Annotated in this window: 1 protein-coding gene; it reads left to right on the top strand. The window is 75.6% G+C overall.

Going from position 1 to position 581, the window contains the following annotated elements; genetic code table 11:
- Window positions 1–170 precede the first annotated feature (170 nt).
- The coding region (locus CCN35_RS27430) for a sugar isomerase domain-containing protein (protein WP_245863574.1) at window positions 171–581 on the top strand (411 nt) is incomplete at its 3' end.

Raw genomic sequence — 581 nt, 5'->3', positions numbered from 1 at the left:
GACCGGCGAGGCCGGCAGGGGAGGCGGAGGCGGCGGGGGAGGCGGGGCTATTGACACGGCTCTGGTCCAGACCTCACCGTGATCCACGGCACACGCGGACATCCGGCAGACGCCGGCAGACCGCCCCGCAGATGCCCCCGGCACCCCACCGGCTTCCGAAGGGACCCCGCATGAGCGACCGCACGCCGGCCGGCCAGTTCTTCGACGCCGCCATCGGCCTGCTGCAACGGGTCCGCGACGAGGAGGCCGAGGCGATCACCGCCGCCGGGACGCTGCTCGCCGACACCGTGACCGCCGGCGGCCGTCTGTTCGCCTTCGGCGCCGGCCACTCCTCCCTCGCCGCCCAGGACGTCGTCTACCGCGCCGGCGGCCTGGCCCTGATGAACCTCCTCGCCGTCCCCGGCACCGTCGGCGTCGACGTCGTGCCCGCGACCCTCGGCTCGGCCCTGGAACGCGTCGACGGCCTCGCCACCGCCGTCCTGGACAGCTCCCCCGTCCGCTCCGGCGACGCCCTGATCGTCGTCTCGCTGTCCGGCCGCAACGCCCTGCCCGTGGAGATGGCCATGAGGGCCCGGGCCCTC

Source organism: Streptomyces thermovulgaris (genome assembly GCF_002155915.1).
In the GTDB taxonomy this organism is placed as follows: domain Bacteria; phylum Actinomycetota; class Actinomycetes; order Streptomycetales; family Streptomycetaceae; genus Streptomyces; species Streptomyces thermovulgaris.
This window is presented reverse-complemented; position numbering and strand designations above follow the sequence as displayed.